This window comes from Bradyrhizobium sp. CCBAU 53421, from assembly GCF_015291625.1.
Classification (GTDB): domain Bacteria; phylum Pseudomonadota; class Alphaproteobacteria; order Rhizobiales; family Xanthobacteraceae; genus Bradyrhizobium.
Genome location: NZ_CP030047.1, coordinates 382,255 through 400,882 on the forward strand (window position 1 = coordinate 382,255; position 18,628 = coordinate 400,882).

An 18,628-nucleotide genomic window follows, 5' to 3' on the forward strand; every position below is an offset into this window, starting at 1 on the left:
GGAGGAGGGTATAATGGGTCGTCTCAGAAAACTCCTGATCCCCGGTGTCGACAAGAAGCTGCTGGTCCGCGATGCGGTGAAGACGATGCCGGAGCTGACCCGCCGCCGATTCATCACGGCCGGCACCAGCCTCGGCGCGCTGACGCTGTTGACCGGCTGCGACGTGGTCGATTCGTCGTCGGCGGAGGAATTGCTGAAGAAGGTCTCGAAGTTCAACGACGCGGTGCAGGCCTGGATGTTCAATCCGGATGCGCTGGCGCCGACCTTCCCTGAGAGCATGATCACCAAGCCGTTCCCGTTCAATGCCTATTACGATCTCGACGACGCGCCTGAGATTGCGGCAGCGGACTGGAAGCTCGAGGTGCGCGGGCTGGTCGAGAACAAGAAGTCGTGGACGCTCGACGAATTGTACAAGCTGCCGCAGGAGAAGCAGGTGACGCGCCACATCTGCGTCGAAGGCTGGAGCGCGATCGGCAGCTGGACCGGCACGCCCTTGCGCGACTTCCTCAAGCTGGTCGGTGCCGACACGCGCGCCAAATATGTCTGGTTCCAGTGCGCCGACAAGGACGGATACAATTCACCTTTGGACATGCGCACCGCGCTGCATCCGCAGACCCAGATGACGTTCAAATTCGCCGACCAGATCCTGCCGCGCGCCTACGGCTTCCCGATGAAGATCAGGGTGCCGACCAAGCTCGGCTTCAAGAACCCGAAATACGTGCTCTCGATGGAAGTCACCAACGACTACAAGGGCGGTTACTGGGAAGACCAGGGCTATAATTCGTTCAGCGGGAGCTAGCCGTCGTCCCGGCGAAAGCCGGGACCCATACTCCGCGGCCGAGGGAATAGGTAAGCGGAGAGACGCTTCCTTCCATCACAACCACTTGTGGTTATGGGTCCCGGCCTGCGCCGGGACGACAGAAGATCATGGCCCCACCTTCCTCTGAAACGCCGACAACACCGCCCCCAGCGCCAGCATCGCGGCCGAGACGTTCAGCGCAAATGACAGGCTGCCGACCGCATCGGTGATCGCGCCGACCACGATCGGGCCGAGTGTCTGGCCGATGCCGAAGGAGATCGTCAGCACGGCAATCGCGGTCGGCCAGGCCTCCGGCGGGTAGTTGAGGCGCACGAAGGCGGTGGTCGAGCCGACCACGGCGAAGAACGCAACGCCGAACACCAGCGCCGAGATCGCAAGCAACAGCGGCGAATGCCCGAAGATCGGCAGGCTGGCGCCGAGCGCGTTGACGCCGAGGATGATGGTGGTCGCAAGCCCGCCGCGGTCGAGCGCCAGCACCCGCCGCCAGAACCAGGGCGTGACGAACGCGCTGATGCCGATCAGGCTCCAGAACGCACTCTGTGCCGCCGCGCCGCCACCGCCGTCGCGGACATAGGCGATCATGAAGGTCATGTAGGCGATGTAGCCGGCGCCGAACAGGAAATAGGCAGCGAGGTAGATCAGGACCGGCATCACAGCGAATTTGGTCCGCACGATGCCGCCAGCGGCAGCATTGGCGTGAAATGGCGCCAGCAGCAGCGGCACGATCATGATCGCGGAGAGTAACGTCATCGCCCACCACACGATCCACCAGGACCCCGCGCCAAAGCCCTGCAGCACGAACGGCGCGATCAGGCCGGAGGCCAGGATGCCGACGCCCGGCCCGGCATAGAACAGGCTGAGCAGGAAGTTGGCGCGCTCGGGGCGCGATTGCGCGATCGTCGCCGCGAGCGCGCCGCCGCCGACGAAGCCGAACGCGGCGGCGAAGCCGGCCAGCAGGCGGGCGAAGCTCAGCACGGCGAAATTGCCCGAGAGGGCGCACAGCGCCAGCGACAGCACGCAGGCCAGCGTCGACCAGCGCACCGATGCGGCGAGCCCGAAGCGCTGGATCAGGCGCGAGGCGACCAGTGCGCCGGCCAGGTAGCCGGCGGCATTGATCGTGTTCATGAAGCCGGCGGCCGAATACGACCAGGCCAGCGAGTCGCGCATGTCAGGCAGCACCAGCGAATAGGCGAAACGGCCGATGCCGAGACCGACCGTCGGTGCGAGGGACAAAATCAGGATCAGCCGCGCGGGATGCGGGTAGGACGGGGCGGGGGCTCTCACAATTCACTCCGGCAACACAGCCATTGTGGCAGGCCGCGCCGCGGCTGCCCAGCGCCGTCGGCCGCAACACTGTCTTGCATATCGGGCAATCAGGCGATCAGGACCAGCGCGACGCCGATCACGGTCAGCAGGGTTCCGGCGACGATCCGCGCGGTGATCTCGACATGCTTGAGCATGACAGCGCTCAGCGCCACGGTGACCAGCGGATAGACCGCGGCGAGCGGCGCCACCAATGTGATCGGCCCGTTGCGGACCGCGGCGAACAGGCTGAGCGCGCTGAGTCCGTTGCTGATCCCGGTCAACGCAAACCAGAACCGGCCGTCACGCGGCGCCTGCACCATGAAGCTGCCCTTGCGAATGCGCTGGACCGTCAGCACCACGATTGACGACATGATGTAACCGACCAGGCAGGCCCATAGCGAGCTCGGCCAGATCGCCAGCCCGAGCTTGGCGATCGGCGGCACGATGCCGCGAACCAGCGCGCTGGCAAGCGGCAGCAGCAGAGCCCAGCTTCGCCAATGACCGAGGTCGCGGGGCCGGGTCACGGTAATGATTGCGGCACCGGCCACCGCGACCACGAGGCCGATCAGCTGTTGCGGCGCGAGCGGCTCGTGCAGCAACACGACGGCGGCGGCGACCGCAAGCAACGGCGCCAAATTGCCCAATGTCGAGGTGATGACAGGCCCGAGCGCCCGGTTCGAGGCAAAGGTCAGCAGCGTCAGCGAGGCCGGGAAGAACAGGCCGATCGCCATGAAGATCGGCAGGCCGCGCCAGACCACCGGCTCGCCATGCAGGATCAGGGGTGACAGCACGAGGAACAGCAAGGTGAAGGATGGTACGCTGATCGCGGCGCCCGACAGCGGCTCGACCGTGCGCAGGCCAAGCTGGGCCAGCACGACGCCCGCGCCGAGGAAAATGGCCGAGGCGAAGGCGTAGACGATGGCTGCGGTCATGAAGGTCCGTCTTGTTGGCTTCTTTGGGGCGCGGTTGGCTCTGTGGGGCTATTTTGGCCCCGTCCGAGGCGCCTTGCCAATCGGTGCGGGGCGTTTTAGCACTCGCGCCTGACGATGACGGGCATGCCCGATTGAGTGAGGAACGAACCATGGCGACCCATAAACTGCTGCTTCTCCCCGGCGACGGCATCGGCCCTGAAGTGATGGCCGAGGTCCAGCGTGTGATCGACTGGCTGAATGCGCAGGGCATCGCGAAGTTCGAGACCGAGCAGGGCCTGGTCGGCGGCTCCGCCTATGACGCGCACAAGGTGTCGATCTCCGAGGGCGACATGGCCAAGGCCAATGCGGCCGATGCCGTGATCTTCGGCGCGGTCGGCGGTCCGAAGTGGGACAGCGTGCCCTATGAGGTGCGCCCGGAGGCCGGCCTGCTGCGGCTGCGCAAGGATCTCGGCCTGTTCGCCAACCTGCGTCCGGCGGTGTGCTATCCGGCGCTGGCGGATGCCTCGAGCCTCAAGCGCGAGGTGGTCGAGGGCCTCGACATCATGATCGTGCGCGAGCTCACCGGCGGCGTCTATTTCGGCGAGCCGAAGACCATCACCGATCTCGGCAACGGCCAGAAGCGCGCCATCGACACCCAGGTCTACGACACCTTCGAGATCGAGCGCATCGGCCGGGTCGCCTTCGAGCTGGCGCGCAAGCGCAAGAACAAGGTGACCTCGATGGAGAAGCGCAACGTCATGAAGTCGGGCGTGCTCTGGAACGAGGTCATGACCCAGGTCCACGCGCGCGAATACAAGGACGTCACGCTGGAGCATCAGCTCGCCGATTCCGGCGGCATGAACCTGGTCAAGACCCCGAAGCAGTTCGACGTCATCGTGACCGACAACCTGTTCGGCGACATGCTGTCCGATATCGCCGCGATGCTCACGGGCTCGCTCGGCCTGCTGCCGTCGGCGTCGCTCGGCAAGGAGGACGCCAAGACCAAGGAGCGCAAGGCGCTGTATGAGCCGGTGCACGGCTCGGCGCCGGATATCGCCGGCAAGGGCCTCGCCAATCCGATCGCGATGATCGCCTCGTTCGGCATGGCGCTGCGTTATTCCTTCGGCATGGGCGATCTCGCCGACAAGGTCGACGCCGCGATCGCGGCCGTGCTCGCCAGCGGACTGCGCACCGCCGATATCAAGTCGGGTGGCACCACATCCGTCAGCACGGCGCAGATGGGCGAGGCGATCCTGCAGGAATTGCAGAAGCTGCACGCGTGACGGCTCTGCCGTCATTCCGGGGCGATGCGAAAGCATCGAACCTCAGATGCGCAATTGCGCATCGGGGAATCTCGAGATTCCGGGTCTGGTCCTTTGGACCATCCCGGAATGACAGAAACAAAAATGCCCGGCCGGAGCCGGGCATTTTCGTATCGGCCGTTCGCCGGAATTCTCAGTACAGCGGGAAGTTCCGCGGATAGCCGCCGAGATCGGCCGGCGGGCTGAGCGGCTGGCGATCGATCGGGCGGTTGTTGTTCTCGCGCGCGAACGAGGGATAGCCGACATCCGGCGGATAGGCGTAGTCGTTGAACTTGCGGTCGCCCGGCAGCACTTCGGTGCCGGCGTCGAGCCACGAGCGCGTGGTGACGTAAACGCGGGTCCGCGGACCCTGCTGGTAGACCCGGTTCGGACCCTGCGCGCCGTAATAGCGGCGGCCGTCGCGGTCATACTGCTCTTGCTGCTTGCGCTTGCTCGGGGTCTGCTGCGCGCTGGCCGCGGTCATGCCGAATGCGGTTGCGGTGACGGCAGCCGCGGCAAGCAACACCACGAGCTTGTTCGCGGCAGGGAATTTCAAGGTCATCGCATCCTCGTCATTACGGCCCCGTCAGGGGCTGGCGTATCAGCCAAAATCACTCGGAACACATTGTAGCCATGGTGGGGAGGCCGTCACTAGGTCAATTGCGCCACACCGGCAGAGATAATGCGTGTCCGAGCGCAAAAGTTTCATGAAAACCAGTGCCTTGCCACGGTCTCGCCATCAAAGCGCGCCGCGCAGCCTCGGGTTCGCGCTGCCCATCACCCAGTCGGCCGAAAGGGCCGGCGGGCCGGAGGTAACGCAGTCGGTGCGGCGCAGCTCGGCATGCGCGAACAGCGCGGCGAGCCTTGGGTCGTTGCCGGCGGCCAGCAGGGTCAGGCGGTTGAGCATGCAGACGATCGCGGCGCGCTGGGCCGGCAGGCTGGCGCCCTGGCAGGTCCAGCCGGAGATGCGCAGATCGGGCGCGTCGGCCTGCTCGAGGAAGCCGAGGCAGGCGCGGCTGCCGTCCTGCCGCGCCGGGCGCAGCAAGGTGACGCTGCCGAACTTGCTGTCGACGATGCCGGCGGCCTCGAGCTCGCGCACCCCGCCCGGGTCGAGCCGCGCGGCAATCTCGGTGACCGCGGGCCCCGCGGCCTCGCCGCCGGGGCGGTAGATCTCCAGCTCGGCCACCGGCACGCCATCGGCATCGGTCCAGCGGAAGACGTCCTTGCGGCCGCCCTCGGGATGCCGGAGGACTTCGTAAGCCTCTGTTTTATCTCGCGGATCGAGCTTGCTGATGGCGAAAGCCGGCGCCGGGCGGGCAGCCAGGCTCCAGCCTGTAGGGGCGGCGGGGGCCGCCGTCGCCGTTGCGTCCGGCAGTTGCTTCCATAGATGGGTGCCGAGGACGACGAACAGCGCCAGCACGGCGGCATAGGCGAACAGTCCGGAGAGCGTGGCGTATACTTCATCGACGAAGCTCGTCAGTGCCGACGGATTTCTCGTATGATGGGGCGCGGCCGGATCGGCCCGAAATAAACGCATCAAAACGCTCAAAAGCTACGCAACGTTGTCTTGACGGGGTTTCTCGCATAGAAGCGCTGCCTCTTCCCTTTCCTTGAGTTGCGGGGGAACGGGCATTTTTCGTCGGAGAGTGAACGATGGGTTACAAAGTCGCGGTGGTCGGAGCGACCGGCAATGTCGGGCGCGAAATGCTCAACATTCTCGACGAGCGTAAATTTCCCGCCGACGAGGTCGTCGTGCTGGCCTCGCGCCGCAGCGTCGGCATCGAGGTCTCCTATGGCGACCGCACCCTGAAGGTGAAGGCGCTCGAGCACTATGATTTCTCCGACATCGACATCTGCCTGATGTCGGCTGGCGGCTCTGTCTCCAAGGAATGGTCGCCCAAGATCGGCGCTGCCGGTGCGGTCGTGATCGACAATTCCTCGGCCTGGCGCATGGATCCCGACGTGCCGCTGATCGTGCCGGAGGTGAACGCGGATGCGGCCGCCGGCTTCACCAAGAAGAACATCATCGCCAACCCCAACTGCTCGACCGCGCAGCTCGTGGTCGCGCTGAAGCCGCTGCACGACAAGGCGACGATCACGCGCGTCGTGGTCGCGACCTATCAATCGGTGTCGGGCGCCGGCAAGGACGCGATGGACGAATTGTTCTCGCAGACCAAGGCCGTCTATACCAATGACGAGCTGATCAATAAGAAGTTTCCGAAGCGCATCGCCTTCAACATCATTCCGCAGATCGACGTCTTCATGGAAGACGGCTTCACCAAGGAAGAGTGGAAGATGATGGCGGAGACCAAGAAGATCCTTGATCCCAAGATCAAGCTGACCGCGACCTGCGTGCGCGTGCCGGTCTTCGTCAGTCACTCCGAGGCCGTGAATGTCGAGTTCGCCAATCCGATCACGGCGGACGAGGCGCGCAACATCCTGCGCAACGCGCCGGGCTGCCTCGTGATCGACAAGCACGAGCCGGGCGGCTACGTCACGCCCTACGAGGCTGCCGGCGAGGATGCGACCTATATCAGCCGGATCCGCGAGGACGTGACGGTGGAGAACGGTCTGTCGTTCTGGTGCGTGTCGGACAATCTGCGCAAGGGGGCCGCGCTGAACGCGATCCAGATCGCCGAAGTGCTGATCAACCGCAAGCTGATCACCGCGAAGCAGAAAGCGGCGTAAAGGCGGGGACCAAGGGGGCGCAACCATGTCGGAACAGCTGGCTCCCACCCCATCGAGCCCCTCGACGCCGCGCATCATGCGCGGCTTCGAATACGTGCTGTTCAACAGCCGCTGGCTGATGGCGCCGTTCTATGTCGGCCTCGTGGTGGCGCTTGCGGTGCTGCTGCTGAAATTCGTGCGCATGCTCTGGGAGTTCGTCCTGCATGCGTCCGGCTACAAATCGACCGAAGTCATCCTCGATGCGCTGGCGCTGATCGACGTCACGCTGGTCGCTAACCTCGTTCTGATCGTGGTCTTCTCAGGCTACGAGAACTTCGTCTCGCGCATCGACACGTCGGGCAATCCGAACTGGCCGATCTGGATCACCAAGATCGATTTTGCCGGGCTGAAGCAGAAGCTGCTGGCGTCGATCGTCGCGATCTCCGCGATCCACGTGCTGGAAGCGTTCCTGAACATCGATGCCGCGTTCGACGCAACGCGGATGACCTGGCTGGTCGCCGTGCACCTGGTGTTCGTGATCTCGGCGCTGTTGCTGGCGCTGTCCGATCGCTGGGGCGCCGATCACGGGGAGTAGCCGGTAGCGCTACGCGCCGGCCTTCACGGCATCGGTGGCGCTGATGAATTCCTTCGCGACCCGATCCAGCACGAACAGCGAGCCCTCTGCAACGCCGAAATAGGCGCCGTGCAGCTGCATCTCGCCGCTCTCGACGCGCTCGCGCACGAACGGGAACGTCATCAGGTTTTCCAGCGAGCGGAACACCGCGGCCTTCTCGATGCGGGTAACGAAGTCCTGCATGCTCTCATGGTTGCGCTGCTCGACCACCTCGCCCGGCTTGATGAACATCTGCATCCATTTGCCGATGAAGTCGCCGGGCGTCAGCGGCTTGATCTTGTCGACGAAGGCGCGGATGCCGCCGCACTGGGCATGGCCCAGCACCACGATGTTCTTCACTTTCAGCACGGTCACCGCATATTCCAGCGCGGCCGAGACGCCGTGGGCATTGCTGTCGGGCTGATAGACCGGAACCAGATTGGCGATGTTGCGGACCACGAACAGTTCGCCCGGGCCGGCATCGAAGATCACTTCCGGCGAGACGCGGGAATCGCAGCAGCCGATCACCATGGTTTCGGGAAACTGGCCGCGTTCGGACAGGTCGCGGTAGCGCGACTGTTCAGTCGGCAGCCGCTGGGTCGCGAAGGTCCGGTAGCCGTCGATCAACTGCTTCGGAAAGAATTGCATGGCCTCTGGCTAACCACATGCTGGTGACGGGAACAAGACTTTCGGCGTGCGGCCTGAGATGATACGGCAGCGTTGAAGGATGGTTCCTGCCGATGCCCAAACAATGGACAGTGGCGGAGCCCAAGCCCCCAGGAGAATGCCGATGACCCGTCCGCGCCGCAGCCTGTTGTTCATGCCGGGATCGAATGCACGAGCGCTGGAGAAGGCCCGCACGCTGGCGGCGGACGGCATCATTCTCGACCTGGAGGATTCCGTTGCCCCCGAGGCCAAGGCGGTGGCCCGCGAGCAGATCGCCAAGGCGGTCGCCGCCAAGGGTTTTGGCAAGCGCGAGGTGCTGATCCGCATCAACGCACTCGACTCGCCCTGGTGGGTCGACGACATCGGCATGGCCGGCAAGGCGCAGCCGGACGGGATCCTGGTTCCGAAGATTTCAACCGTCGACGATCTCAACGCCGTCGCCGATCGCCTCAGCGACATCAATGCCCCTGCCTCGATCCGGGTCTGGGCGATGATCGAGACCGCGCGTGCGGTGCTCGACGCCGACAAGCTTGCCGCGGCATCGAAGGATTCCGAGACCCGGCTCGCCGGCTTCGTGTTCGGGCCGAACGACATCGCGCGCGAAACCCGGATCCGGATGAAGCCGGGCCGCGCGGCGATGATCCCGATGATCACGCATTGCATCCTGGCGACTCGCGCGCACGGGCTCGAGATCCTTGACGGCCCCTATGGCGACATCAGCAATGTCGACGGCTTTGCGGAAGAATGCGCGCAGGGCCGCGATCTCGGCTTCGACGGCAAGACGCTGATCCATCCGAGCCACATCGATGCCTGCAACGCGATCTTCACGCCGCCGGAGGCCGAGGTCGCCGAGGCCCGCAAGATCATCGCCGCCTTCGAGCAGCCGGAGAACGCCTCGCGCGGCGCGATCCAGCTCGACGGCCGCATGGTGGAGCGCCTGCACGCCGAGATGGCCAAGCGCACCATCGCGATCGCGGACGCGATCGCTGCGATGGGGCATTAGTTCAGCGAAGATTGTTCCCTTCTCCCCCTGTGGGAGAAGGTGGCGCGAAGCGCCGGATGAGGGGTCCTCTCCGCAAGCGAGATTTATCCGTGCGGAGAGGAACCCCTCACCCGCACTCGCTTCGCGAGCGCACCCTCTCCCACAAGGGGAGAGGGTAAGATCGCGCCCCAAACCTCTCCGACGCCCATGATATACCATAGCCGCGGGATTTCGGAATAATAGAAGAATGCCGCTGAATTGCCCGACGAGTCAAGGTGCTATGCCGAACATCGGCAGCCGACGGCTACTTTGCATGGGGTTGTTTTCGATATTTTGGCGGTGCTCCCCTCCAGGGGAGGGTGATTATATCACCCCAAACTTCTCCGCCGCCCACGCATAGAGGCTGCCCGGGATCGGCGCCTCCTTGCCGCGTCCTTTCGGCGAGATGTGCAGGCCGATGATTGCGGGATCGTTCAGGTAGCCGGAGAAATCCGACGGCTCGAAAAACAGTCTCGGCTCGGCGTGCACCGCGTAGAACGAGCGCTTCGGCAGCGCGTGCTGCAACTCGCCTTCGCGGCGCGCCAGCGCGGTCAGCGCGGCGGGGCCGTAGATCGCGATGCGGATGTCGGAGAGGCGATTGGATTTGCCGCGCAGCTTGCGCATCGCAAAGGTCACGCGGTGGCGCAGCGCCAGCCAGTCCGGCGTCAGCTCGTCCTGCTTCATCAGCGCTTCGAATGCCTGCACGATCGGATCGTCGTGCGGCAGGTACAGCACGGAGTTGCCGAGCTGCCGCGGCCGCTCCCAGGCGAAATAGGGCTTTGCCGGATCGATCTCGACCGGCCTCAAGAGCAGCACGTCGGCGTCGAGCCAGAGCCCGGCGCGCTGTGTCATCAGCCGCATCCGAAAGAAGTCGCTGAATTGCAGGATGGTCCAGTCGCGCCACGAACCGTCGCGCTCGGCCGGACGCAGCTTCTCCGAGAACGAGTGCGGCAGCACCGCTTCGGCCGCGGCGTTGCCGATGCCATCGGGCAGGCCGGGAATTGGATCGAAGCTGTAGACGGTCACCCTGTGCCCGGCCGCCAGCTGCGAGCGCAGGCAGGTCTGGCGCAGCGCGTCCATCGAGCCGTGCCAGAAGGTGACGATGTCAGGCAGCATGCGCGTCAGCCATCAGCAGGTTAGCGAAGCGGCAAAGAAAAACCCCGGCGCCTGAAGGCACCGGGGCGCGATGAAAGCCAAAGCGTTTTCGAGCGAAGTGGGCACCGGTTCGCGTGAAGAAAACGCGTCAAAACTAAAGCCTCAAGCCCAAGCACGCTCCTTGAGTTTGGCCTCGTAGCTGTCGATCGACTTCTTCTTCTCCATCGTCAGGCCGATGTCGTCGAGGCCGTTGATCAGGCAGTGCTTGCGGAACGGATCGATCTCGAACTTGACCGTGCCGCCGTCGGGGCCGCGGATCTCCTGGTTGGGGAGATCGATGGTCAGCGTCGCATTGGCGCCGCGCTCGGCGTCGTCGAACAGCTTGTCGAGGTCCTCTTGCGACACGCGGATCGGCAGGATGCCGTTCTTGAAGCAGTTGTTGTAGAAGATGTCGCCGAACGAGGTCGAGATCACGCAGCGGATGCCGAAGTCGAGCAGCGCCCACGGCGCGTGCTCGCGGCTCGAGCCGCAGCCGAAATTGTCGCCGGCGACCAGCACCTTCGCGTTGCGATAGGCGGACTGGTTGAGGACGAAATCGGGGTTCTCGCTGCCGTCATCCTTGTAGCGCTGCTCGGAGAAAAGCCCCTTGCCAAGGCCGGTGCGCTTGATGGTCTTGAGGTACTGCTTCGGAATGATCATGTCGGTGTCGACATTGATGATCTTCAGCGGTGCCGCGACGCCTTCCAGCGTAGTGAACTTGTCCATCGGTGCTCTTCCCGGGCAAAAAGTGGGGATAGGGGCCGGATATCTATCGCGAATGTGACAGCGGTAAAAGGGCCATTTCTGCAAAGCTGGAGCTCCCATTCCGATGGGAGCTCCAGATTCTTGGTTTTTGCGCGTTTTCTTCACGCGAACCGGGGTCCACTTCGCTTGAAAACGCTTCAGCCCGCATCGGCCTCAATCGCCTCCATATCGGCGTCCGAGAGGCCGAAATGGTGCCCGATTTCATGAATCAGCACGTGGCGGACGATGTGGCCGAGGGTCTCGTCGTGCTCGGCCCAGTAGTCCAGGATCGGCCGCCGGTAGAGCCAGACCAGGTTGGGGAGGCGGGCCGCGTCGCCATGGCTCTGCTGCGGCAGGCCGATGCCGTGAAACAGGCCGAGCAGGTCGAATTCGCTCTCGGCCTGCATCTCGTCGAGCACCTCGTCGGTCGGGAAGTCGTCGACACGGATGATCAGGCCCTCGCAGAGGGCCCGGAACGTCTTCGGCAGGCGCTCGAAAACCTCGTGCGCCATGGCCTCCATCTCGGCGAGCGAGGGGGCTTTTTCTGTGGTCCACATGACACTCCTTTAGCGCGAGTGCCTCGGGCCGCGCCAGCGCAGTTGACCTTGGCGGCGCAATGGGAGACCGTGCGGCCCAATAATGGGGCTTGGGTGGCGTGATGAAACGGATCGTGACGGCAACGCTGTTGGCGGTAGCAGTCGGGCTCTCGCTCCCGGTGGGAGAGGCGCGGGCGCAGAGCGCGGCGGCCGAAGCGCGCATCGGTGAGACGGCGCCGGTCGCGCGCGAGCGGGTCGTCGAGCACCGCCGGCTGAAGCGGGTGCCGATCTACCGGTCGCGGCCCGATCATTGGGAACCGGATGTCATCCCGCGCTACAATCCCGGTCCGAACGCCGTGCGCGATTGCACCGCGACCTATGTCCAGGAGCATCGGCCGAGCGGTACCGTGATCACGCCGCGCATGAACTGTTTCTGGCGCCCGGGCTAGCTTCGCAAGCCGCGGCGCGCAAAGCCGATCAGTCCGGCAGCAACAACGATCACTGCCGCCGTTCCGTAGACCGCGAGCGCCATCAGCATTTGCGTGAGAGGGCTCGCCGTTCCCATGCCGCCGCCCGGACCTTGCGAGGCGAGCGCGACATCAACTGAAATCATGGAACCGGTGAGCGCAGCCGCGCCAAGCGCAAACCATTTGCGCGAGTTTTGTCGTGTCATCGGCGATCTCCTGCGAGAGCCACCTCAAAACATACGACCATTGTCTATGCCGGGTTTACGCGCAGACACGAAAATTCACGCGGCTGAATCGGAACCTGATCGCGCCCGCGGCATTCATGATCGTGGCGCAGATTTTCACATCCCATTCACGTCGCCCGCATTCCGCTTGCGATCTGCGTCGCGGCAACGGGGGTCGATTCGAATGCTGGAGCGTTTTCGAGCGAAGCGGATACCGCCTCGCGTGAAAGCGCCTCGAGCGAGACGTTCAAGTCGTCGTTGCAAGACGTGACATCAAGGGATCAAGGAGACGACTCATGAAGGTGATGAAGGTTCTGGCTCTTGCGGCCGTCGGTGCCGTTATGGTTTTGGCGGCACCAGCCGAGCGCGCGAGCGCGATGTCGCTTGCGACGCCAGGCACTGCCGCAACGGTTCAGGACAACGCGAACCAGACGACCACCCAGGTGCGCTGGGGCCGTGGATATCACCGCGGCTGGCATCGCGGACATCACCGTGGCTGGGGCCATCGTCGCCACTGGCGCCGCTGATCGCGCGGCCTATCAGCGCAGTTGAGACACAGGCCCGTGAGTAGCGGGCCTGTCGTCGTTCTCAGCCATCAAACCGGCAGATTCGCGCGCGCGAGATGATATCAATCGCAATCTGCAGGAGTTGATCATGATGAGATGGATCGGTGTTGCCGCTGTAGCCTGTGCGCTGGCAATGACGGCGCCGGTATCGGCAAGCGCCGCGACGTCAGCCGGGCCGCAGGCCGCGGCACCACAGCGGCAGGCCGGCAAGGCGACCGACTTCAGCGCGCAGCGCCACCATCGCCATTACCATCGTCACCATTATCACCACGGCTACCGGCCATACTACCAGCCCTACTCCCATTACCGGCCGTACGGCTCCTATTATTACGGGCGGCCTTATTACTATCGGCCGTATCCATATGCTGCACCGGCGCCGTTCACCTTCGGCTTCGGGTTCGGCCCGTTCTGGTGATGCGACTGGCGGCGCTGCGCGCGTCGCCGGCATTCCCCGCTCGGAATTTTCGTCGCAGCGTTTCGCGCATTCATGGCGCATTCAGTCGGGCATCTCTAGCGTCACGCCGGGAGCGACTGCAAGCGATGAGACCGGCTGCCCTGTAGCGCGGCACCCATCGCTGTTGTCAGGGAGGTCCGGAGATGAGGGAGAGCAATCTGCGGCGTGGACTGCTGCGTCGCCTCGGTGTTGCCGCGGCCGCGGTCTTCGCCTTATCGATCGCCGCGCAGCAGCGCGCCGAAGCGCTGTCGCTGGCGAGCCCGGGCACTGTGCCCGCGGCAAAGTCCGCGGCCGATGCCCTGACGACCCAGGTTCGGCATGGCGGTGGTGGCGGCGGCCACGGCGGTGGCGGCTTTCATGGCGGTGGTTTCCACGGCGGCGGCTTTCATGGTGGTGGCTTCCATGGTGGCGGTTTCCGCGCCGCGCCGGCGTTCCATGGCGGCTATCGCTATGGTGGCTACCATCGCCACTACGGCGGATACCACCGCTTCTATGGTGGCGGATATCGTTACGGCTATCGCCGGCACTTCCATCACCGGCGCTACTACTATGGATCGTCCTACTACTACCCGGCCTACTATCACCATCGCCGCTGCCGGGTGGTCTGGACCTATTACGGGCCGCGCCGGATCTGCCGGCCATACTGGCACCACCGTCACTACTGGCGGCCGTATGGCTATTGGTAAGGTCTGAAACGACGGCGGGCGCCTAGCGGCGCCCGTCTTTTCAGATACCCCTCGCTGAAGGGCGCGTTAGTCCCAGTCCTTCAGCTTCCAGGGCTTGATCTTCCACGGCGTCAGGTTCTCCATCCGCCATTGCGTCCAGCGGTCCGGCGGCCAGTGGCTGAGGCGTGAGGTTTCCTTCACCTCGGGAAGCGGATCGATGATGCGTGGTGCGGCGCGACGGCGTTTCTGCCGCGTCGCCTCACTGATCATGTCGACGAATTCGTTCTTGTCGGCCACGTCCGGCTCCCTACGAAGCATGTGTTCGCAAGGAGCCAGTGTGCGTGTGGCTCGTTAACGAGCCGTTTCGACAACGGCTCGAGGTTGAAGCGAAAACCGCGCTAAGCTTACCGCCAGTCGCGGACGTCGACGAAGTGGCCGGCGATCGCGGCGGCCGCGGCCATCGCGGGCGACACCAGATGGGTGCGGCCCTTGAAGCCCTGGCGGCCCTCGAAGTTGCGGTTCGAGGTCGAGGCGCAGCGCTCTTCCGGCTTCAGCTTGTCCGGATTCATCGCGAGGCACATCGAGCAACCCGGCTCACGCCATTCGAAGCCAGCCTTGATGAAGATCTTGTCGAGGCCTTCGGCTTCCGCCTGCTCCTTCACGATGCCCGAGCCCGGCACGATCATCGCGTTGACGTTGGCGTTGACGGTCTTGCCCTCGGCGATCTTCGCCGCGGCGCGCAGGTCCTCGATGCGGCCGTTGGTGCAGGAGCCGATGAAGACGCGGTCGAGCTTGATGTCGGTGATCCTGGTGCCGGCGGTCAGGCCCATGTATTTCAGCGCGCGGTGCTTGGAAAGCCGCTTGGCCTCGTCCGCGATCTTGTCCGGATCGGGCACGAAGCCGGTCACCGAGATGACGTCCTCGGGGCTCGTGCCCCAGGTGACGATCGGCGGCAGCTTTGCAGCGTCCAGCCGCAGCTCGTGGTCGAAATGCGCGCCCTCGTCGGAGCGCAGCGTCTCCCAGTAGCGCATCGCGGCATCCCAGGCGGCGCCCTTCGGCGCCTTCGGGCGGTCGCGCAGGAAGTCGAACGCCTTCTGGTCAGGCGCAACAAGGCCGGCGCGCGCGCCGCCTTCGATCGACATGTTGCAGACCGTCATGCGGCCTTCCATCGACAGCGCACGGATCGCCTCGCCGGCATATTCCAGCACATAGCCGGTGCCGCCGGCGGTGCCGATCTCGCCGATGATCGCCAGGATGATGTCCTTGCCGGTCACGCCGTCGGGCAATTTGCCGTCGACGATCGCGCGCATGTTCTTGGCCTTCTTCTGGATCAGCGTCTGCGTCGCCAGCACGTGCTCGACCTCGGAGGTGCCGATGCCGTGCGCGAGCGCGCCGAACGCGCCATGCGTCGAGGTGTGGCTGTCACCGCAGACGATGGTGGTGCCGGGCAGCGTAAAGCCCTGCTCCGGGCCGATGACGTGGACGATGCCCTGACGCTTGTCGAACTCGTTGTAATATTCGATGCCGAATTCCTTGGCGTTCTCCGCCATCACGCGCATCTGCTCGATGCTCTCCGGGTCCGGGTTCGGCTTCGAGCGATCGGTGGTCGGGATGTTGTGGTCGACGACGGCAAGCGTCTTCTCCGGTGCGTGCACCTTGCGGCCGGCGGCGCGCAGGCCTTCGAACGCCTGCGGCGAGGTCACCTCGTGCACCAGATGGCGATCGATATAGAGCAGGCAGGTGCCGTCCTCGGCCTCGTGGACCAGGTGGTCGTTCCAGATCTTGTCGTACAGCGTGGTCGGTTTGGACATGAGCTTCAGCTCCAGAAGAAATTCGGTGGTGAATGGCGTGAGCGCGGGCAGGCCGCGTCAGCAGGCGAGAGCGTCCAGGCAGCGTTACGCTGCGGGTCTAAGCTCGGATGTCGCCGACGTCGCAAAGCGCCCGAAGAAGCGGCCGGGCAGCCGCGAGCGATCGTCGATCACGACGCGCTGGCAGGGTTGGCTTGCTTGATCCGGAACCATTCTAAATTTCTAACACAGGGCTTGCGCCCGCGACAATCGATCGATGCGCGGGCCTGTCCATCAGATAGGTATGCCGCAACAAAAAAGCGCGGGGCTGGCCCCGCGCTTTTTCGTCAAAACCCTTGCGGGATGGATTACTCGCCGACGGCGGTCTGGCGGTCCTGCTTCTCGACGATGCGGGCCGACTTGCCGCGCAGGTTGCGCAGGTAATAGAGCTTGGCGCGACGCACCTTGCCGCGACGCACGACCTTGATCGAGTCGATCATCGGCGACATCACCGGGAAGACGCGCTCGACGCCCTCGCCGTACGAAATCTTGCGCACGGTGAAGCTCTCGTTGAGGCCCTGGCCGGAACGGCCGATGCAAACGCCTTCATAGGCCTGCACGCGGGTGCGTTCGCCTTCGACCACCTTCACGTTGACGATAACGGTGTCGCCGGGTCCGAATTCCGGGATATCCTTGGTGGCGGCGAGCTTGTCGAACTGCTCTTTTTCGAGCTGCTGAATCAGGTTCATTGAAATCTCCATCGGCGGCGCGCCCAGCCTGTGCGGGCTGCGCAAACGTCCATCTATCCTGCGCGTGTGCGGATTAGGCCGTGCCTATAAGGCAAAGCGCAGGGTTTGTCACCCGTCTGTCTTGTTTTTTGTCCCTCGCGGAGCGGCTTTTTGGCCGGCCTTCCGGGCCCAGAGATCGGGCCGCCGGGCCGCGGTTAAGGCCTCGGATTGGGCCAGCCGCCATGCCGCGACCTTGGCATGGTCGCCGGAAATCAGGATTTCCGGGATTTGCCGGCCCTCGAACTCTTGCGGACGGGTATATTGGGGGTATTCAAGTAGTCCTTCGGAGAAGGTCTCCTCGGTTCCCGAAGCCAGCTTCCCCATCACCCCCGGCAGCAGCCGAACGCAGGCGTCGATCAGGGCCATTGCGGCGATTTCGCCGCCGGACAGCACATAGTCGCCGATCGAGACCTCCTCTAAGCCCCGCGCCTCGATCACCCGCTGGTCGATACCCTCGAAGCGGCCGCAGACGATCAGCGGGCCGGGCCCGGCTGCGAGCTCGGCGACGTGGGTCTGGGTCAATGGCCGACCCCGCGGGCTCATTAGGAGGCGCGGGCGGTCAGGCGCGATGCCGGCGGCATCGATTGCCGCCGCCAGCACGTCGGCGCGCAGCACCATGCCCGGGCCGCCGCCGGCCGGGGTGTCGTCGACGCTGCGGTGCTTGTCGGTCGCCGACGCCCTGATGTCGCGCGCCTCCAGCGTCCAGAGGCCGGTGGCCAGCGCCTTGCCGGCCAGGCTGACGCCGAGCGGTCCCGGAAACATGTCCGGGAACAGGGTCAGCACGGTGGCGCGCCATAGCGTCGCCTGGGGCGGGGTCTCTTGCGGTGTCATGGCCTCTGGTTACGGCACCACGGCCGTGAGGTCGAGGCTCTGCATCATCGCGGCCGCGTCGACCGCGCGGCGGAAGTCGGCGAGCTTGAAGCTCACGACGTTGATCTTGCGCAGATCGAGCAGGCCTTCGGCGGCGAGGCCGGCGAGCTGGCCAGGCGCCGTGCGGTCGTACATGAACTGCCCGACCACTTCCCAGTCGTTGGCCAGCATCTCGCGGAACGAGAGCTCGAGCGATACCTCGGCGCTGCCCATCAGCACCATCCGCCCGCCGCGGCGGAGCGCGCGCAGAGAGGACAGCGTGGTCGAGGTGCTCTTGGCGGCGCCGAGCAGGTCAAGCGCGACATCGGCGCTGCCGCCGGCGGCGCGGCGGATGATCTGAAGATCGGCCGCGGCATCGCCGGTGACGACAGCGGGAATGACGCGCGGGCCGAATGCATCGCGCAATTGCTCGAGCGCGGCCTCCTTGCGTCCGACGGCGACGACGCGGCCCGCGCCCATCGCGACCGCGAGCATCACGCCGCCCGAGCCGAAATAGCCGGTCGCGCCGTTGACGATGATGGTCTGCCCGCCGCGCAGGCCGGTGCGCTGCAAGCCGCCGAACGGCACGATCAGTTTTGCCAGCCCGATCAACTCGGTCACCGGCTTGTCGTCGAGATTGGCAAGGGGCGTGACGCAGGCGGCAGGCCAATGCGCGATCTCCGCAAATACGCCGTCGCGCCAGCGCGCCTGCAATGCGAGTGCCTCCGGTGTCGTCACCGTGGCGGTGAGGCCGATCAGGATCTGCGGCGGGTCGCGATCCGGCACGTCGCCGCGCAGGTGCGGGCTCAGGAATACGCGGTCGCCGTTCTGCACATGCGTGACGTTCTCGCCGGTAGCGACCACGCGCGCAATCGCGTTGGTGCCCGGCACGAACGGCATCGGCGGCAGGCTGTAGGGCAGTGCGCCGGATAGGAGCTTGTTGGTATAAGACAGCACCATGCCGGCTTCGATCCGGACCACGACGCCGTCGGGCGCGGGCCCCGGCGTCGCGACATCGTCGAAGCGCAGATCATTGTGGGCGTGCAGCCGCCAGGCCTTGTGCGTGCTTGTCATTATTGTCCTCCGTGGCACCATTGCTTAGGTAGCCCG

General features: G+C 64.9%; 23 protein-coding genes. 9 read left to right on the forward strand and 14 right to left on the reverse strand.

The features are described from left to right. Positions 1 to 13 precede the first annotated feature (13 nt). Positions 14 to 799 (forward strand): molybdopterin-binding protein, encoded by a 786-nt coding sequence (locus tag XH92_RS01820; protein WP_194457709.1) that lies wholly within the window; start codon positions 14 to 16, stop codon positions 797 to 799. A gap of 126 nt (positions 800 to 925) precedes the next feature. Here XH92_RS01820 and XH92_RS01825 read toward each other — a convergent pair whose 3' ends face one another. After that, positions 926 to 2,104 (reverse strand): YbfB/YjiJ family MFS transporter, encoded by a 1,179-nt coding sequence (locus XH92_RS01825; RefSeq protein WP_194457710.1) that lies wholly within the window; start codon positions 2,102 to 2,104, stop codon positions 926 to 928. Between the two features lie 89 nt (positions 2,105 to 2,193). Then, the gene (locus tag XH92_RS01830) at positions 2,194 to 3,057 is read right to left on the reverse strand and encodes an EamA family transporter (protein ID WP_194457711.1); all 864 of its coding nucleotides are present in this window, start codon (positions 3,055 to 3,057) and stop codon (positions 2,194 to 2,196) included. A 149-nt stretch (positions 3,058 to 3,206) separates the two neighbouring features. On the opposite strand from XH92_RS01830, the gene leuB reads away from it, so the two are divergent. Further along, positions 3,207 to 4,319: a 3-isopropylmalate dehydrogenase gene (gene leuB / locus XH92_RS01835; protein ID WP_194457712.1), complete on the forward strand. Its 1,113-nt coding sequence runs from the start codon at positions 3,207 to 3,209 to the stop codon at positions 4,317 to 4,319. A gap of 172 nt (positions 4,320 to 4,491) precedes the next feature. On the opposite strand, the gene XH92_RS01840 is transcribed toward leuB, so the two are convergent. Then, entirely contained in the window at positions 4,492 to 4,899 is a 408-nt protein-coding gene (locus tag XH92_RS01840) for a hypothetical protein (RefSeq protein WP_050402523.1), read from the reverse strand. A 177-nt stretch (positions 4,900 to 5,076) separates the two neighbouring features. Then, on the reverse strand, positions 5,077 to 5,874 hold the full coding sequence (locus tag XH92_RS01845) for a hypothetical protein (protein WP_194457713.1): 798 nt from the start codon (positions 5,872 to 5,874) through the stop codon (positions 5,077 to 5,079). 116 nt (positions 5,875 to 5,990) lie between these two features. Here XH92_RS01845 and XH92_RS01850 point away from each other — a divergent pair, with 116 nt between their 5' ends. Together XH92_RS01850 and XH92_RS01855 are read left to right on the forward strand one after the other, a co-directional pair. After that, entirely contained in the window at positions 5,991 to 7,025 is a 1,035-nt protein-coding gene (locus XH92_RS01850; RefSeq protein WP_194457714.1) for an aspartate-semialdehyde dehydrogenase, read from the forward strand. A gap of 25 nt (positions 7,026 to 7,050) precedes the next feature. Beyond that, positions 7,051 to 7,599, forward strand: a complete 549-nt coding sequence (locus XH92_RS01855) for a TIGR00645 family protein (RefSeq protein WP_194457715.1) — start codon at positions 7,051 to 7,053, stop codon at positions 7,597 to 7,599. A gap of 9 nt (positions 7,600 to 7,608) precedes the next feature. Here XH92_RS01855 and XH92_RS01860 read toward each other — a convergent pair whose 3' ends face one another. Then, entirely contained in the window at positions 7,609 to 8,265 is a 657-nt protein-coding gene (locus XH92_RS01860; RefSeq protein ID WP_194457716.1) for a carbonic anhydrase, read from the reverse strand. A 142-nt stretch (positions 8,266 to 8,407) separates the two neighbouring features. Between XH92_RS01860 and XH92_RS01865 the strand changes: the two genes are divergently transcribed. Beyond that, on the forward strand, positions 8,408 to 9,286 hold the full coding sequence (locus XH92_RS01865; RefSeq protein ID WP_194457717.1) for a CoA ester lyase: 879 nt from the start codon (positions 8,408 to 8,410) through the stop codon (positions 9,284 to 9,286). A gap of 342 nt (positions 9,287 to 9,628) precedes the next feature. On the opposite strand, the gene XH92_RS01870 is transcribed toward XH92_RS01865, so the two are convergent. The 3 genes from XH92_RS01870 to XH92_RS01880 form a co-directional block, all read right to left on the reverse strand. Beyond that, positions 9,629 to 10,420: a hypothetical protein gene (locus XH92_RS01870; protein WP_194457718.1), complete on the reverse strand. Its 792-nt coding sequence runs from the start codon at positions 10,418 to 10,420 to the stop codon at positions 9,629 to 9,631. Between the two features lie 141 nt (positions 10,421 to 10,561). After that, positions 10,562 to 11,164, reverse strand: a complete 603-nt coding sequence (gene leuD, locus XH92_RS01875) for a 3-isopropylmalate dehydratase small subunit (RefSeq protein WP_194457719.1) — start codon at positions 11,162 to 11,164, stop codon at positions 10,562 to 10,564. A 176-nt stretch (positions 11,165 to 11,340) separates the two neighbouring features. Then, positions 11,341 to 11,739, reverse strand: a complete 399-nt coding sequence (locus XH92_RS01880; protein ID WP_194457720.1) for a metallopeptidase family protein — start codon at positions 11,737 to 11,739, stop codon at positions 11,341 to 11,343. 101 nt (positions 11,740 to 11,840) lie between these two features. On the opposite strand from XH92_RS01880, the gene XH92_RS01885 reads away from it, so the two are divergent. Beyond that, on the forward strand, positions 11,841 to 12,167 hold the full coding sequence (locus XH92_RS01885) for a hypothetical protein (RefSeq protein ID WP_194457721.1): 327 nt from the start codon (positions 11,841 to 11,843) through the stop codon (positions 12,165 to 12,167). Here the strand turns inward: XH92_RS01885 and XH92_RS01890 are convergent. Next, positions 12,164 to 12,391, reverse strand: a complete 228-nt coding sequence (locus XH92_RS01890) for a hypothetical protein (RefSeq protein WP_194457722.1) — start codon at positions 12,389 to 12,391, stop codon at positions 12,164 to 12,166. The genes XH92_RS01885 and XH92_RS01890 overlap by 4 nt on opposite strands. 314 nt (positions 12,392 to 12,705) lie before the next feature. Between XH92_RS01890 and XH92_RS01895 the strand changes: the two genes are divergently transcribed. The 3 genes from XH92_RS01895 to XH92_RS01905 all read left to right on the forward strand — a co-directional run bounded on the left by XH92_RS01895 (position 12,706) and on the right by XH92_RS01905 (position 14,115). Then, positions 12,706 to 12,936, forward strand: coding sequence for a hypothetical protein (locus XH92_RS01895; protein WP_194457723.1), 231 nt, complete (start codon positions 12,706 to 12,708; stop codon positions 12,934 to 12,936). A gap of 127 nt (positions 12,937 to 13,063) precedes the next feature. After that, positions 13,064 to 13,390, forward strand: a complete 327-nt coding sequence (locus XH92_RS01900; protein WP_194457724.1) for a hypothetical protein — start codon at positions 13,064 to 13,066, stop codon at positions 13,388 to 13,390. 182 nt (positions 13,391 to 13,572) lie between these two features. After that, entirely contained in the window at positions 13,573 to 14,115 is a 543-nt protein-coding gene (locus XH92_RS01905; protein WP_194457725.1) for a hypothetical protein, read from the forward strand. Between the two features lie 66 nt (positions 14,116 to 14,181). Here XH92_RS01905 and XH92_RS01910 read toward each other — a convergent pair whose 3' ends face one another. The 5 genes from XH92_RS01910 to XH92_RS01930 all read right to left on the reverse strand — a co-directional run bounded on the left by XH92_RS01910 (position 14,182) and on the right by XH92_RS01930 (position 18,592). Beyond that, complete coding sequence (locus XH92_RS01910; RefSeq protein ID WP_194457726.1) at positions 14,182 to 14,391, reverse strand: hypothetical protein; 210 nt, start codon at positions 14,389 to 14,391, stop codon at positions 14,182 to 14,184. A 107-nt stretch (positions 14,392 to 14,498) separates the two neighbouring features. Further along, positions 14,499 to 15,905, reverse strand: a complete 1,407-nt coding sequence (leuC, locus tag XH92_RS01915; protein WP_194457727.1) for a 3-isopropylmalate dehydratase large subunit — start codon at positions 15,903 to 15,905, stop codon at positions 14,499 to 14,501. Between the two features lie 344 nt (positions 15,906 to 16,249). Then, positions 16,250 to 16,630, reverse strand: coding sequence for a 50S ribosomal protein L19 (gene rplS, locus XH92_RS01920; RefSeq protein ID WP_018269387.1), 381 nt, complete (start codon positions 16,628 to 16,630; stop codon positions 16,250 to 16,252). Between the two features lie 108 nt (positions 16,631 to 16,738). Next, positions 16,739 to 17,500, reverse strand: a complete 762-nt coding sequence (trmD, locus tag XH92_RS01925; RefSeq protein ID WP_194457728.1) for a tRNA (guanosine(37)-N1)-methyltransferase TrmD — start codon at positions 17,498 to 17,500, stop codon at positions 16,739 to 16,741. Between the two features lie 9 nt (positions 17,501 to 17,509). Further along, positions 17,510 to 18,592: a zinc-binding dehydrogenase gene (locus XH92_RS01930; protein WP_194457729.1), complete on the reverse strand. Its 1,083-nt coding sequence runs from the start codon at positions 18,590 to 18,592 to the stop codon at positions 17,510 to 17,512. Positions 18,593 to 18,628: the final 36 nt, after the last annotated feature.